Raw genomic sequence first — 13,861 nt, 5'->3', positions numbered from 1 at the left:
CATCAACCCCGCACCGGCCAGGCCGGCTGTTGCTGGGTGATGCAATGCACACCGCCGCCGCCATGGGCCAGATGGTTGATCCGCACCGGCACCACTTCACGACCGGGGAACGCCTGCGCCAGCACTTCGGCAGCAACCTTGTCGGCATCGATGCCATAGGCCGGCATGATGATCGCACCGTTGGCGATGTAGAAATTGGTGTAGGAAGCGCAGAACACTTCGGCCTCGGTGTCCACCGCATCGGTGGCTTCATGGAGTTCGATCAGCTCGAACTTGCGCCCCTGGGCGTCGGTGGCCAACTCCAGGGCGCGGCGGTTCTCACGGGCCACTTCGGCGTACACCGATTGCTTGTCGTGGGTGGCGTCCACCAGCAACACGCCGGGACGGGCAAACGCGCACACGCCATCGACGTGGCCGTCGGTCATGTCGCCGGTCACGTAATCCGGATCGCCCGGCAGCCAGATGGTTTTCTTCACGCCCAGCAGACGGGTGAAGATCTCTTCGATCTCGGCCTTGGTCACGCCCGGATTGCGATTAGGGTTGAGCAACACCGACTCGGTGGTGATCAGCGTGCCCTCGCCGTCCACATGAATCGCACCGCCCTCGTTGCTCAGCGCCGTACCGAAACACTCCAGCCCCAACTGGTTGAGCGCGCGACGGGCCAGGCTTTCGTCCAGATCGTGGGCCGACTTGCCGCCCCAGGCATTGAAGCGCCAGCTCACACCGGCCAGGCCTTGCTGCGGGTGGCAGACGAAGCTCGGGCCGGAGTCACGGCACCAGCTGTCGTTGACCGCCAGTTCGATCAACTCGATGTTCGGTCCGCACAAGGCTTTGGCACTGGCGACCGCTGACGGGTCGACCACCAGTTTCACCGGCTCAAAACGGGCGATGGCGTTGGCCACGCGGGCGAAGTCCTCCTGGACCTGTGGCAGTGTCACCCGCCAGCCTGACTCCCAAAGGGTCTTGTTGTGCGGCCAGACCATCCAGGTGGCGGCGTGGGTGACCCACTCGGCTGGCATCATCCAACCGCTGTTTTGAATTGCGTTCTGCTGCATGACAAGTACCTCTAAGTTAAGTCATTGTGTTCAATGAAAACGGCCTTGGCGGTCTTTGCATGCATGCTACGGCTGGAAAAACGGGCAAACAAACGATGGATTTTGCAGGCAACTGATTAGAGGAACTTATCGATATGCTCAAACACTGGCCGCCCCTGAGCACCCTGCGCGGCTTCGAAGCCGCCGCCCGGCTGGGCAGTTTTCATAAGGCCGCCGAAGAGTTGCACCTCACCCAATCGGCGATCAGCCAGCAGATCCGTAGCCTTGAGGCTTACCTTGAACAACCGCTGTTCTATCGCAGCGGGCGCAGCGTCAGCCTGACCGATGCCGGTCACGATCTGCTGAGCACCACCCAGGCGTTGTTGCAGCAACTGGCGGTGGGCATTCGCCGGCTGGGGCAATACCAGAAGCCCAATCAACTGGTGCTCAACACCACCCCGGCGTTTGCCCGGCACTGGTTGTTGCCGCGCCTGGGGGATTTTCGTCGGCAGCATCCGCAGGTCGACCTTTGGGTTTTCAGCACTAATGAAGTGCCGGACATGGCCAGCCAGACCATCGACCTGGCGGTGCGCGACGACATCAGCTCCCAGGCCGAATGCAGTTTCAAGGTGCTGCACGCCGACCGCCTCTACCCGGCGTGTCACCCGAGCCTGCTGGCCGTGCCCGTGGAACAGCGCACCACCCTGCATGGCGAGCGGGAAATGGACTGGAGCCACTGGGCGGTGGAATCGGGAATTGATGTGGGGCAGATGGATCAGGGGCTGAATTTTTCCGATCCGGGTTTACTGCTGGACGCGGCCTGCACCGGGCTCGGCATTGCGCTGGTGAGCCAGTTGCTGAGTCGGCAGGCACGGGCCACCGGGCTGTTGCAGCCGATGGTGGAGCAAACCATCCGCGGCCCGAACTGGGCACTGCTGACGCACCGTGACAGCGAGAACATCCCGATGGCGCGGGCCTTCACCGAGTGGCTGGTGGACAACCTGGCGGCCGACCAGCAGGCCACCGCGTGATTATTGCGCCGGGAAGGTTTGCAGGTAGGCGAGCAGGTCTTCGATTTTTTCCGGGTCACTGAGGCCCCAGAAAATCATGCGAGTGCCGGAGACGACCTTCTTCGGTGCTTCGAGGTAGGCGATCAGGGTTTCGCGGTCCCAGACCAGGTTGGCTGATTTCATCGCATCGGAATACACGTAGTCCGTGGTCACGGCGGAATGGCGACCGATCACGCCATTGAGCTGCGGGCCAAAGAAGGCGCGAGCCCCTTCGCCGATCTGATGGCAGCCGCTGCAGAGGCGCTTGAACACTTTCTCCCCGGCTTGTGCATCGCCTGCGGCAAGGGCGGGTATGCTGAACAGACCAGCGGTGAGCGCCGAGGCGAGGGTCAGTGCTGTGAGTTTCTTCATGTTCCATTTCCAGTCTGCGATTGCTCGCTATTGGAACATGACCGGCAATGATGTGCATTCCCTGTGGGAGCGGGCTTGCTCGCGAAGGCGGTCAACCCGCCACCTGCGATGTTGGAGGTGATGGCCTCTTCGCGAGCAAGCCCGCTCCCACAGAAGGGGATCTGTGTGCTGGCTTACTTTTTGGATCGGGATGTATTGAGCTCGATTGCCGCCTGAATCAACGCCTCCAGGGCCTTTTCATCGATTTGCTCACCCTCGCGGATATCGATCGCACGCCGCGTATTGCCTTCAAGGCTGGCGTTGAACAGCTTCGACGGATCGTCCAGCGAAGCGCCCTTGGCGAAGGTCATCTTCACCACTTGTTTGTACGTCTCGCCGGTGCAAATGATGCCGGCACGGGACCACACCGGCACGCCCCGCCACTTCCACTCTTCAATCACTTGCGGGTCGGCCTGGCGGATGATCCTGCGGATGCGGGCCAGGGTTTCGCCGCGCCAGTCGGCCAGTTCGCGGATTCGCTCGTCGATCAGCGCCGAGGCTTCATTTGAGTCAACCTTTTCCGTTTGCATACCCGCCTCCACCTTCTTCATGAGGGTTGTGACCGATGAGGGTAGACGGTGTTCGAAGCTTTTCAGGAATCGCTGACTGACGGCGCCTGGGCCACGTGTCGGGTTTTCACCATGACGAACATTTTGATGCGGTCGCCGATTTCCTGAAGGGTATGGCGGAACGGGTCGTGCCTTTCGCTGGTGGTCGGGTCTTCGAAACTCCAGACGATCACCTCACCGCTAAACGGCATGCGCGAGGCCTCTTCGGAGGACTTGTCGCACAGGGTGATGACGTAGTCGAACACCTGGCCTTCGAAATCCTCGAGGGACTTGCTGCGCAAGCCGCTGGCATCGACATTGATGTGTTCAAGGGATTCGAAGGTGCGCGGGTCGATCTCGGTGGCCTCAAGCCCGGCGCTGTAAGCCTGGAAGTCGGCAGGGTCGGTGTGGCGAAGCAAGGCTTCGGCCATGGGTGAGCGGACATCGTTTCTGGCACAGACGAACAGCACTCGACGGGGGTCGGTCATGGGTTTACCTCGGCTGGCAGGTTTCAGTGTTTGCTCATCAATCCGTGCAGCACGCCGAACCGCAAACCCGGTTCAGACGCAATCATATGCGTGATCCCGAACACCTTGAACGCCGCCAGCATCACCACCAGACCACCGGGCAGAATGCTCAGGCGGTGGGTGGGCAAACCCGCCAACTTCAGGTGTTTCACATGTTTGACTTCCAGCAGGCGCAACGACAGGCGCAACAGGCCGCCGTAGGTGATGCCGCTTTGACCGTCGTCATTGAGGCCATTGGCCTTGAGCACCTTGGCCAGCATCCGCGCCGTGCCTGAGGAACCGATCGCCTGCTGCCAGCCCATGGCCCGGTAACGCCGGGCAATGCGTTCGAATTGCACCGTGGCTGCGCGTTCGGCCTCCAGCAGCGCTTCGGCCACGATCCGCCCGCCGTGGAAGTAATGCGCACCGAAGGTTCCGCTGCCGATGGCAATGCTCTCGGTGACCAGCAACCGGTCGCCACGGCCGATGATCATTTCCGTGGAGCCGCCGCCGATATCCACCACCAGCCGCGTGCTTTGCGCCGGCAAGGTGTGGGCCACGCCGGCGTAGACCAGTTGCGCCTCTTCGTGACCAGAAATGACGTCGATGCGAAAGCCCAGGTGGCGCTCGGCGCTGGCCAGGAACAGCGGCGCGTTGTCCGCTTCGCGCACGGCACTGGTGGCCACCGCCCGCACGCGCCCGGCCTCGAAACCGCGCAATTTCTTGCCGAATCGCGCCAGCGCCTGCCAGCCCCGGTCCAGCGCCAGCTCATCGAGTGCCCCGCCCTGCAGGCCTTCGGCCAGACGCACCGGCTCACGCAGGGTCTTCACTTCCTGGATGACCATCTGCTGGTTCCGTCGCACCGACTGGCCAATCATCATGCGAAACGCATTGGAGCCCAGGTCGATGGCGGCAAACAGCGGGGCGTCTTTCATACGGGGTTCCTTGCACATTCATCTGCCGGCAGGCTGGCGGCCGCCGGGGACTCAAGACGGATTGCGAGGATCTTGCCATTGCTTCGATGACACCCGGATGACAACGCTGGGCATCACCACTTCGTAACAAACTGTGACTAACGTCGGCTGTGCCACCCATGACGCGAGTGTCTCACCATGCTTTCCAATCAGGACACCTTGATCCAGCGCATCCACCGCGAGCTGCTCGATATCAGTGACGAAGAGCTGGAACTGGAATTATCGGAAGACGGACACAACCTGGACGCACTGTTCGATGAACACATCGAGGATGGCAGCGAGAAAGAAGCCCGGCGCCGTTACTTCGCCGAACTGTTTCGCCTGCAAGGCGAACTGGTGAAATTGCAGAGCTGGGTGGTGAAAACCGGGCACAAAGTGGTGATTTTGTTCGAAGGCCGCGATGCCGCCGGCAAGGGTGGCGTGATCAAGCGCATCACCCAGCGCCTCAACCCCCGGGTTTGCCGGGTGGCCGCCCTGCCCGCACCCAATGACCGCGAACGCACGCAGTGGTATTTCCAGCGCTATGTATCGCACTTGCCCGCTGCCGGGGAAATCGTGCTGTTCGACCGCAGCTGGTACAACCGCGCCGGGGTCGAAAAGGTCATGGGGTTCTGCAATGACGACCAGTACGAGGAATTCTTTCGCACCGTGCCGGAGTTCGAGCGCATGCTCGCCCGCTCCGGCATCCAGCTGATCAAGTACTGGTTCTCGATTTCCGACCAGGAACAGAACCTGCGTTTTCTCAGCCGCATTCACGATCCGCTCAAGCAGTGGAAACTCAGCCCCATGGACCTGGAGTCGCGCCGCCGCTGGGAGGCCTATACCAAGGCCAAGGAAATCATGCTCGAACGCACCCACATCGCCGAAGCGCCCTGGTGGGTGGTGCAGGCCGACGACAAGAAGAAGGCCCGACTCAACTGCATTCATCACCTGCTCAGCCAGATGCCTTATGAAGAAGTCGAGTTGCCCACGATCGAATTGCCGCAGCGTGTGCGCCAGAAAGACTATTCGCGGGTGCCGGTACCGCAGGAAATCATCGTGCCGGAGATTTACTGAACACTCATGAATCAGCGGTGCCCTGCTTGGCGATGAGCAGGGTTACCCGATGAAAGGCCATCAATCCGTCATCGAATCGTCATGTACCAGGCGCCATACTCAGGCCATCCAATGCGTGCTTTAACTTTCTGCTGCCTCTCCCGGCGGCTTTTTTTTGCCTGAAATTGTGCTTACAGACATTCCTGCGCCGCTCGCTCGAACGTCGACGGCACGAACGCCGACGCCAGCAGCTTGCGCTCGTACAGGAACACCTTGCCACCATTCGAGGCCTTGTAGGTTTCGAGCACGTTGTCCGCCGCCACTTTGCTCGGGACGACGATCCGGTAGCTGCGCTGGGTCTGCGACACCGTTGGGTTGAGCGCATCGTGCTGCAACTTCGGCACCACGCAATGGGTGTATTCCTCAGGCGACTTGCTGGTCTGCAAGGTCAGCGTCGGATCGTTCGGTGTGGCACAACCGGCCAGCAGCAACGGGGCGAATACCAGGGTTGGGGCGAAAAAAGTGCGCATGAATCAGGTCCTGAAAAGAAATCCACGGTTCGGGTTGCCCGCCGCTCAATGGACGCCGGGCCAATTAATTTGTCGTAGCGGTCAATCCGGCGGTTACCAGCGCCTTCAACGACGCATCGAACTGTTTCAGTGCAGTCAGTTGCAGGTCGCGTTGCTGTTCGATTTGCGCGGCAATCTCGGGCGCGGCCTTGTCGTGTACCCACACCGACGGCAGTTGTTTCTCCACCGCGCCTTCGGCCTTGCCGATGTATTGCAGATTGGCGTCGTAGAACCGCGCGGCGAAACGCGCCTCGACCCGGTCGTTACGCTGGGTCAGCAATTGGTTGTGGGTATCGAGCATCACCACCACATCCGGGTGGGCCTGCACCAGGGCATCGAGGTTGTCGTAGACCGTCACCGACAGGAAGGTGTGGTGCAGCGAACTCATCAGCCAGTCGATGGCCAGGTCCGGATCTGAGCTGTTGACGAACGCCTGGCGAATCCGCGCATCCAGTGCGTTCTTCGCGCCGTTCACCGCGACCGAGTGGTATTGCTCAAGGTATTGCAGGTTTTCCAGGGTGTTTTCGCTGTAGAGCACCCCGACCGTCTGCCCGTATTGCAGCCCGCCCTGGCTCCCGGTGATGGGCGGCAAATGGCAGTCGCGCGCGCCCTCGGCGTAGGCCGATGCGGTGGATGCAACACTGCCCAGCAACAGGGCAATCACAGCCAGTCGGGTCAACATTTTCATCGCGCAGGTTCCTTGAGCAGCGTATTCAATGCAGGCGATTTTCCGCCTTTGCACAAAAAACAGAACTTGCGATTCTTGATGGTGACTATTGACTGAACCGATAGTGCGGGGCCGCCGACGTCAACCAGCGACAAGCACTTTGTGGCGAGGGAGCTTGCTCCCTCGCCACTGGGGGCACGTTCGTGTGCTTATTGAACGTTCTTCAGCTTGACCACATCGCCGGAGATTTTGGTGGTGTAACCGGTCAGAACCCACGCCCAGAACCAGCGTTCCTGCACCTGAGTGTTGATCATGGCGTCACCGCCCCTGGCCTTGATCGCCTCGTCCTGCGCACGCACGAAACGGCTGTTCTGACGGATCGGAATGACGCCGAACAGCAACAGGCCAGTGGCGCTCGCTTCGCTATGGCCCAGGACGGTGTACTGACTGCTGTCGTAATGCTGGGTATTCATGGGAGCACTGTTGCAACCGGCAAGCACCAGACCGAACAGGGTTACCGCGGCCACTTTACTGAGATATTTCACTGAAGACTCCATTGGAAAACGCCCGGGATCCATCTCTCGGACGGCGCGCATTCTAACGAAAATGATGGCCTATTGACATTGTCTCCATGGTAAAAACAGTCCACCCAAGGCATCCGGCGAAAATTCACCGGTCAAAGTCGCGTTCGCTGCTGTGCCGCGCACCGGATGCACATTAGAGTGACGACGGTCCTGAGCACCTCAATCAAGGAGAGAGAAATGGTCACTTGCTACCTGAAATACGTACTCGATCCCTACCAGCTCGACGCCTTCGAGCACTACGGCAAATTGTGGATTCCCCTGGTGGAAAAATTCGGCGGCCAGCACCACGGCTACTTTTTGCCGTCCGAAGGCGCCAACAACATCGCCATCGCCTTGTTTACCTTCCCCAGCCTGGCGGCGTACGAGCATTACCGGCAGCAGTCGATGAACGATCCGCAGTGCCTCGCGGCGTTCAAATATGCCGAAGAGAAGAAATTCATCCTCAGCTACGAGCGTTCATTCATGCGGCCGGTATTTGGCGAACAGGATCGCTGATTCAGTCTTTTTTCAGATCCAGGCAATAGGTGTAGTAACCGGGGTCACGCACCCAGCCCAGGGATTCGTACAAACGCTGGGCGGTGAAGTTGTCGGTGGCGGTTTCCAGGGTCATGCCTTTGCCGCCGGCCAGCTTGGCAAAGTCCCGGGCGGTGTTCATCAGCAATGTGCCGACGCCTTTGCCCCGGGCGGCGGGCGTAGTGAACAGGTCACCCAGCAGCCAGGTGCGGTGCGCGTCGATGGAGGAAAAGGTCGGGAACAGCTGGACGAAGCCGAGGTTTTCGCCGTCGCTGTCCCGGGCAAGAAAGATCACCGATTCGTCCCGGGCAATGCGCTCGGCGATGAAGGCGCGCGATTGCGCCAGGTTCGACGGCTGCTCGTAGAACATCCGGTAGGCGTCAAACAAAGGGGCGATCTGGTCGATATGCGATGCGTCGGCGCGCAGGGCCTGTATAGCCATGAGGGTGCTCCATTGCGGTCTCAAGGAATTACAGACTAGCAATGGCGACGGAACTGCGGGGTAAAACTTTCTGAATTCACCGCCGTCCACTGTGGGAGCGGGCTTGCTCGCGAAGAGGTCGTGTCAGTCGACATAAATGTTGAATGACACACCGCTTTCGCGAGCAAGCCCGCTCCCACACTGAGTTCCCACATTGGATCGCGGGTTGCGGTCAGACCCGCACGTTACGCCCCGGCAGCGAAGTACGCTGGCTGCTCTCCCAGCCTTCGACCAGCCCCACCGGTACATCCGACGCCGGCAACATCTGCACGCCACGCACCAGATCGGCGGCGCGTTCGGCGAGCATGATGGTCGGTGCATTGAGGTTGCCGTTCGGCTCGGTCGGGAACACCGACGAATCGATCACCCGCAGACCGGCGATGCCATGTACGCGCAATTGGGAATCGACCACCGCCATGTCGTCCTCGCCCATGCGGCACGAACCGCAGGGATGGTAGGTGCTTTCCAGGTTGTCGCGCACGAAGGCGTCGAGGTCTTCGTCGCTGGTCACCTGCGCGCCCGGGGCGATTTCGCCGTCGCGGAAACGGTCCATGGCTTTCTGGCCGATGATCTCGCGGGTCAGGCGGATACAGCGGCGGAAACCTTCGCGATCCTCTTCCCGCTCCAGGTAGTTGAAACGGATTTCCGGATGCTCGTACGGGTCGGCCGAACGAACCCGCACATAGCCGCGACTTTTCGGTTTGTTCGGCCCGGTAAGCACCATGAAGCCGTGGCCCTTGATCGGCTTGTTGCCGTCGTAGCGCATCGCTGCCGGCAGGAAGTGGAACTGGATGTCCGGCCAGCGCAGGCCCTTCTCGGAGCGGATGAAACCACCGGCCTCGAAGTGGTTGGTGGCGCCCAGGCCGTCCTTGAACAGCAGCCAGCGCAGACCGATCATCAGTTTGCTCAGCGGGTCCATCTTGCTGTTGAGGGTCACCGGTTCCTTGCAGCCGAACTGGATGTACACCTCGGCGTGATCCTGCAGGTTCTCCCCTACTCCCGGCAGGTCATGGCGTATGCCGATCCCGGCCTTGCGCAGGACGTGCGCCGGGCCGATGCCCGAGCGTTGCAGCAGGTGCGGCGAGCCGATCGGCCCGGACGAGATGAGCACTTCGCGGTTGCAATACACCTGATGGGTCTGGCCACCCTGGTCATACATGACCCCGACCGCACGCTTGCCTTCGAGGATGACCTGCCGCGTCATCGCATGGGTGATCACCGTCAGGTTCGGCCGGCCCATGGCCGGGCGCAGGTACGCGTTGGCGGTGGAGCAGCGCACGCCATTCTTCACGGTCATGTGCATGGCACCGAAGCCTTCCTGCATGTAGCCGTTGCAGTCTTCGGTCTTGATGTAGCCCGCCTCCGCACCGGCTTCGACCCAGGCACCGTACAGCGGGTTTTTCATGTGGTTGCCGTTGGTGGTGTGCAGCGGCCCGGTTTGCCCGCGGTAGCTGTCGCCACCCGATTCATAGCTCTCGGCGCGCTTGAAGTACGGCAGGCAGTTGCGATAGCCCCAGCCTTCAGCGCCCAGGGATTCCCACTCATCAAAGTCCAGCGCATGGCCACGGATGTACACCAGGCCGTTGATCGACGACGATCCGCCCAGCACCTTGCCCCGTGGGCAGTGAATGCGCCGGCCGTTGAGGTAAGTCTCCGGCTCGGTCTCGTAGCGCCAGTTGTACTTCTTGGTGTTCATCGGGATCGAGAAGGCACTGGGCATCTGGATCACTACGCTCTTGTCGCTGCCGCCGAATTCCAGGACCAGCACCGAGGTGGCCGGGTCTTCGCTCAGGCGGTTGGCCAACACACAACCTGCCGATCCTGCGCCAATGATGATGTAGTCGTATTTTTGCGTTGCCATTTTTTGCGTGGTCATGACTATCTCCCGACCGTCGATTCAGTGAATACCGGCAGTGGTTGCTGCTTGTGGGTCAGCGTGTCGCCGGTGGTGTATTGCGGGGAGGTCTTTTCGATCTGCTGGATAACCGCTTCTTCGCGCTTGAGGTCGATCGAGCGGCTCAGCCAGTAGTACGCCAGTCCCGACACGATCAGCCCGACCAGCCAGGCAATGTCGATGCTGCCTAGCGCCTTGGCGAGCGGGCCGACATACACCTCGCGCTGTTCAACGCCATCGAAGATGTAGAAGAACGGGATCATCGAGACAAAACCGATGGCATAGGCGGCGATACCGCGCAGTCCCCAGCTGCCATAGATGTTGCCGTGGGGCATGAAGAAGTGCGGGATGGCGTAGCGGCCCTTGCGCACGAAGAAGTAGTCGGTGAGGTTGACCGAGGTCCAGGGCACCAGGAAGTACAGCATCACCACCAGGTAGATCCCCAGCACCGACAGGCCTTTGCCGGAACTCTGGATGCTCAGGGCCACGCCCAGTTGCAGCAGGATCACGAAGCCGATGGCGAGGATGCGAGCCTTGCGCGTCGGTTCGATGTGCCTGATCGAGTCGACGCAGGTCAGCGTGGTCAGCTTGGCGCTGTAGATGTTCATCGCGATCACCGGCAGGAACGCCAGGATGGTGACCACCACCACCGCCGTGCCCACCAGCGGCGACACGGTGTTGCCGACTTGCCCGAGGGCGACCAGCACGTCAGTGGAGTGCAGGTGATCGGCCAACCAGCCGCCTACCGAAATCATCCACGCACCGGACAGTGAAGCCCCGAGGAACACCACCGCGATCAACTTGCCGCTGGACGTGTTCTTTGGCAGGTAGCGCGAGTAGTCCGACACATAAGGCGCATAGGCAATGTTGTAACTGGCGGCTGCGGCAAACTGCGCGATGAAACCGGTCCAGTTGAAACCCAGTGGCGCCGGGGCCGCTTCACCCGCCGCCAGCGCCGGCATGGCCGCGTCCGGCACCCAACCCATCAACACTGCCACGGTCACCAGGCCATACAGCGGCAGCGACAGGAACAACGCCCATTTGAAGCTGCGGTGCATCCAGTCATGGCCGAGAATCGCCAGCACCGCCGCCGGTATGGTCACCGCCACCGCGATCACCGCCGGGTTGAACCCGAACAGTGTGTGCAGCCCCTGCATCATCAGCACCAGGTTGACGATGTTGAAGCCGGCGAACACGAACAGCGTCGCCAGCAATACCAGGATCACCCCGCGATAACCGAACTGCGCACGGGACTGGATCATCTGCGGCAGGCCAAGGTGCGGGCCTTGCGAGCCGTGAAACGCCATGAACAGCGTGCCGAACATGATGCCCAGCGTGCCGGCGAGCGTGGTCCAGAGCGCGGTCAGGCCGACGCTTGGGCCAACGAAGCCGATGGTCATGGTGAAGAAGGTGAAATTGCCGAGGAACCAGAACGGGCCCTGGCTCGACAGTTTGTCGGTGCGCTCGTTCTCGGGGATGAAGTCGATCGAATGCCCCTCGACGACGGATTTTTCGTCGAGGGCGGACACGCTCGTGGCGGACTTGGCGTTAGTGTTCATGACGGACTCTTATTGTTGGAAGATCATGACGAGATAACCGCGTTCTTTTCGCGCGTCCGTGCCGATTAATTTGTAGGAGCGAGCCTGCTCGCGATGGTAGCCAACGATAACGCTGGCAACCTGACACCCCGTGTTGCTCCTGGGTTCATCGCGAGCGAGCTCGCTCCTACAGGGATTGAGTTCACTCGTGCCTACCTGGCGTTGTTGCTGAAACCGTACCGGACTGTAGGAGCGAGCTTGCTCGCGATGGTCGTCAACGATAACGCTGGCAACCTGACACCCCGCGGTGTTCCCGGGTTCATCGCGAGCGAGCTCGCTCCTACAGGGATTGAGTACACTCGTGCCTACCTGGCGTTGTTGCTGAAACCGTACCGGACTGTAGGAGCGAGCTTGCTCGCGATGGTCGTCAACGATAACGCTGGCAACCTGACACCCCGCGGTGTTCCCGGGTTCATCGCGAGCGAGCTCGCTCCTACAGAGGGCGGGTCAGCCTGGCAGCGTGATCCACACCGCCTTGGTTTCGAGCAGGTAATCGAGCTGCTCGGCGCCCAGGTCCTTGCCGAATCCGGACTGCTTGTAGCCACCGAACGGCATCGACGGATCGAGGGTGCCGTGGGCGTTGACGTAGACCGAGCCGGCCTTGAGGCGCGGGATCAGGCTGTGCACTTTCCCGAGGTCGTTGGAATACAGTGCGGCAGCCAGGCCATAAGGCGAGTCGTTGGCCAGGGCCAGTGCCTCTTCTTCATCGTCGAACGGTGCGGTGACCAGCACCGGGCCGAAGATCTCTTCCTGGACAATGCGCATGTCGTTGCGGCAGTGGGCGAAGATGGTCGGCTCGACGAAGAAGCCTGGGCCATCGACCGGTTGGCCGCCGTAGACCAGCTCGGCGCCTTCGGCCTTGCCGGTTTCGATGTACTCGGTCACGCGCTGCTTCTGCAGGGCCGAGACCAGCGGGCCGATGAAGCAGTCCGGGTCCAGGCCCGGGGCCATTTTCAGGGTGCGTGTGTAGGCGATCAGCTCACGCAGGAATTCGTCGTAGACGCTGCTATGAATATAGGCCCGCGTACCGGCGTCGCATACCTGCCCGGAGTTGAAAAACACGCCGTTGGCGACCGCTTGGGCGGCGGCCGGGATGTCGGCGTCGGCGCAAACGATGACCGGTGATTTACCACCGAGTTCGAGGGTCAGGCGCTTCATGTCATCCAGCGCTGCGCGGCCGACAGTCTGGCCGACCGGGGTCGAACCGGTGAAGGTCAGTTTGTCGATGCCGGGGTGGGTAGCCATGGCCGCACCGACCACGCTGCCACGCCCGGTGACGATGTTGATCACGCCGTCGGGGATGCCCGCTTCCTGCACCAGTTCAGCGAAACGCAGGGCCGACAACGAGGTCAGTTCGGCGGGCTTGACCACCACTGTGCAACCAGTCGCCAGTGCCGCGCCGAGCTTCCAGGCCATGGTCTGCAGCGGGAAGTTCCACGGCACGATGGCGCCGACGACGCCCACCGCTTCCTTGCGGGTATAGGCCAGGTAGTTGCCCGGCAGCGAAGGCTCGACGGTACGCCCATGCAGTTTGGTGGCCCAACCGGCGAAGTAACGCAGGGTATCCACGGTGCCCTGGATGTCCACGTCCCTGGCAAAGGCCACGGACTTGCCCATGTCGATCGATTCGATTTGCGCCAGTTCGGCGGCGTTCTGCTCGATCAGGTCGGCCAGGCGTTGCATCATCCGCTCGCGCTCGGCCGGTTTGGCCTGACGCCAGGCGCCGCCGTCGAACTGGGCGCGCGCGGCTTGTACGGCGCGGTCCAGGTCATCGACGGTACCCATGGGAATGCGGGTGAGCAGGCCTTCGGTCGAGGGTTCGATAACATCGGAGGTTTCGCCGTTGCCGGACTCGACCCAGGCGCCGCCGATGAACATTTTCTGGACCTTGCCGAGGAAGGTCTGGGTGGCTTCGCTGACGCCGAACTTCTGCAGGTAATTTTTGACGATCGTGTCCATTTTTGTTCTCTCTGCCCGGCAGACAGGTCCTGCCGGGTC

15 protein-coding genes are annotated in these 13,861 nt (G+C 61.3%); 3 read left to right on the top strand and 12 right to left on the bottom strand.

From position 1 onward, the window contains the following. Nucleotides 1-2: 2 nt before the first annotated feature. Complete coding sequence (locus ACEN8Q_RS02850; protein WP_413428278.1) at nucleotides 3-1,055, bottom strand: agmatine deiminase family protein; 1,053 nt, start codon at nucleotides 1,053-1,055, stop codon at nucleotides 3-5. Between the two features lie 134 nt (nucleotides 1,056-1,189). Between ACEN8Q_RS02850 and ACEN8Q_RS02845 the strand changes: the two genes are divergently transcribed. After that, nucleotides 1,190-2,065 carry a LysR substrate-binding domain-containing protein gene (locus ACEN8Q_RS02845; RefSeq protein WP_413428279.1) on the top strand — a complete coding sequence of 292 codons (876 nt, stop codon included), beginning with the start codon at nucleotides 1,190-1,192 and terminating at the stop codon, nucleotides 2,063-2,065. Here the strand turns inward: ACEN8Q_RS02845 and ACEN8Q_RS02840 are convergent, their stop codons facing one another. From ACEN8Q_RS02840 to ACEN8Q_RS02825, 4 genes are all read right to left on the bottom strand, one after another. Next, a complete protein-coding gene (locus ACEN8Q_RS02840; RefSeq protein WP_413704458.1) occupies nucleotides 2,066-2,455 on the bottom strand; it encodes a c-type cytochrome in 390 nt (129 codons plus the stop codon). It abuts the gene before it with no gap. Between the two features lie 173 nt (nucleotides 2,456-2,628). Further along, nucleotides 2,629-3,024 (bottom strand): DUF1801 domain-containing protein, encoded by a 396-nt coding sequence (locus ACEN8Q_RS02835; protein ID WP_413428281.1) that lies wholly within the window; start codon nucleotides 3,022-3,024, stop codon nucleotides 2,629-2,631. Nucleotides 3,025-3,086: 62 nt separating this feature from the next. Continuing rightward, nucleotides 3,087-3,530 carry an arsenate reductase ArsC gene (locus tag ACEN8Q_RS02830; protein ID WP_413428282.1) on the bottom strand — a complete coding sequence of 148 codons (444 nt, stop codon included), beginning with the start codon at nucleotides 3,528-3,530 and terminating at the stop codon, nucleotides 3,087-3,089. Nucleotides 3,531-3,553: 23 nt separating this feature from the next. After that, on the bottom strand, nucleotides 3,554-4,483 hold the full coding sequence (locus ACEN8Q_RS02825) for a Ppx/GppA family phosphatase (RefSeq protein ID WP_413704457.1): 930 nt from the start codon (nucleotides 4,481-4,483) through the stop codon (nucleotides 3,554-3,556). A 177-nt stretch (nucleotides 4,484-4,660) separates the two neighbouring features. Here ACEN8Q_RS02825 and ppk2 point away from each other — a divergent pair, with 177 nt between their 5' ends. After that, nucleotides 4,661-5,578 carry a polyphosphate kinase 2 gene (gene ppk2 / locus ACEN8Q_RS02820; protein WP_413426589.1) on the top strand — a complete coding sequence of 306 codons (918 nt, stop codon included), beginning with the start codon at nucleotides 4,661-4,663 and terminating at the stop codon, nucleotides 5,576-5,578. 170 nt (nucleotides 5,579-5,748) lie between these two features. Here the strand turns inward: ppk2 and ACEN8Q_RS02815 are convergent, their stop codons facing one another. The 3 genes from ACEN8Q_RS02815 to ACEN8Q_RS02805 all read right to left on the bottom strand — a co-directional run bounded on the left by ACEN8Q_RS02815 (nucleotide 5,749) and on the right by ACEN8Q_RS02805 (nucleotide 7,338). Next, on the bottom strand, nucleotides 5,749-6,087 hold the full coding sequence (locus ACEN8Q_RS02815; RefSeq protein ID WP_413426591.1) for a hypothetical protein: 339 nt from the start codon (nucleotides 6,085-6,087) through the stop codon (nucleotides 5,749-5,751). A 64-nt stretch (nucleotides 6,088-6,151) separates the two neighbouring features. Then, a complete protein-coding gene (locus ACEN8Q_RS02810; protein WP_413426593.1) occupies nucleotides 6,152-6,814 on the bottom strand; it encodes an ATPase in 663 nt (220 codons plus the stop codon). 188 nt (nucleotides 6,815-7,002) lie between these two features. Further along, a complete protein-coding gene (locus tag ACEN8Q_RS02805) occupies nucleotides 7,003-7,338 on the bottom strand; it encodes a hypothetical protein (protein ID WP_085718368.1) in 336 nt (111 codons plus the stop codon). A 216-nt stretch (nucleotides 7,339-7,554) separates the two neighbouring features. On the opposite strand from ACEN8Q_RS02805, the gene ACEN8Q_RS02800 reads away from it, so the two are divergent. Beyond that, on the top strand, nucleotides 7,555-7,872 hold the full coding sequence (locus tag ACEN8Q_RS02800) for an NIPSNAP family protein (RefSeq protein ID WP_413426595.1): 318 nt from the start codon (nucleotides 7,555-7,557) through the stop codon (nucleotides 7,870-7,872). A gap of 1 nt (nucleotide 7,873) precedes the next feature. Here the strand turns inward: ACEN8Q_RS02800 and ACEN8Q_RS02795 are convergent, their stop codons facing one another. The 4 genes from ACEN8Q_RS02795 to ACEN8Q_RS02780 all read right to left on the bottom strand — a co-directional run bounded on the left by ACEN8Q_RS02795 (nucleotide 7,874) and on the right by ACEN8Q_RS02780 (nucleotide 13,822). Further along, the gene (locus tag ACEN8Q_RS02795; RefSeq protein ID WP_413426597.1) at nucleotides 7,874-8,332 is read right to left on the bottom strand and encodes a GNAT family N-acetyltransferase; all 459 of its coding nucleotides are present in this window, start codon (nucleotides 8,330-8,332) and stop codon (nucleotides 7,874-7,876) included. A 211-nt stretch (nucleotides 8,333-8,543) separates the two neighbouring features. Then, the gene (gene betA, locus ACEN8Q_RS02790) at nucleotides 8,544-10,232 is read right to left on the bottom strand and encodes a choline dehydrogenase (protein WP_413426664.1); all 1,689 of its coding nucleotides are present in this window, start codon (nucleotides 10,230-10,232) and stop codon (nucleotides 8,544-8,546) included. Between the two features lie 17 nt (nucleotides 10,233-10,249). Then, nucleotides 10,250-11,824: a purine-cytosine permease family protein gene (locus ACEN8Q_RS02785; protein WP_413704456.1), complete on the bottom strand. Its 1,575-nt coding sequence runs from the start codon at nucleotides 11,822-11,824 to the stop codon at nucleotides 10,250-10,252. A gap of 486 nt (nucleotides 11,825-12,310) precedes the next feature. Next, nucleotides 12,311-13,822 carry an aldehyde dehydrogenase family protein gene (locus ACEN8Q_RS02780; protein ID WP_413704455.1) on the bottom strand — a complete coding sequence of 504 codons (1,512 nt, stop codon included), beginning with the start codon at nucleotides 13,820-13,822 and terminating at the stop codon, nucleotides 12,311-12,313. Nucleotides 13,823-13,861: the final 39 nt, after the last annotated feature.

Source organism: Pseudomonas sp. Pseusp16, assembly GCF_047324915.1.
Taxonomy (GTDB): Bacteria; Pseudomonadota; Gammaproteobacteria; order Pseudomonadales; family Pseudomonadaceae; genus Aquipseudomonas; species Aquipseudomonas fluorescens_CD.
This window is presented reverse-complemented; position numbering and strand designations above follow the sequence as displayed.